This is a genomic window from Enterobacter sp. WCHEn090032, from assembly GCF_003986875.1.
GTDB classification, from domain to species: Bacteria; Pseudomonadota; Gammaproteobacteria; order Enterobacterales; family Enterobacteriaceae; genus Enterobacter; species Enterobacter sichuanensis.
Map to the genome: position 1 here is coordinate 1 of NZ_RXRN01000070.1, position 375 is coordinate 375.

The 375-nt window shown below is 61.3% G+C and carries 1 protein-coding gene; it reads right to left on the reverse strand.

Going from position 1 to position 375, the window contains the following annotated elements:
* The coding region (locus EKN83_RS23255; RefSeq protein WP_260591358.1) for a contractile injection system protein, VgrG/Pvc8 family at window positions 1-375 on the reverse strand (375 nt) is incomplete at both ends.

The following is a 375-nucleotide window of genomic DNA, read 5'->3' on the forward strand; positions in this document are numbered from 1 at the left end:
CGGAACAGCCACGCGTTCGGCTTGCGGAAATCGTAATCGTCGAGGCTGTAAATCCCCGGCGTGACGCTGTCCTCCAGCGCCCACTGGCCGATACCCTCTTCATCCGTGCTGCCGCCGGATGGCGTCTGGTGATACGGAATCACCTCGTAGCCGCTGAACGGCTGATGCTGGGTGGCGGCGTCGGTGAGCACGAGGGTGTGTTTGTCCGCCTCGTGGCTGAAGTGATACGCAATCCCCTCCAGCTCCATCAGGCGGCTGATGAAGTCCAGGCTCGACTCCTGATACTGCACGCAGTAGTCCCACACCCGGTAGCTGCCGGTGAGCTTGTCCTCGACGTTGACCTGATGCTCACCCAGCAGGGTTTTCACAATCTGC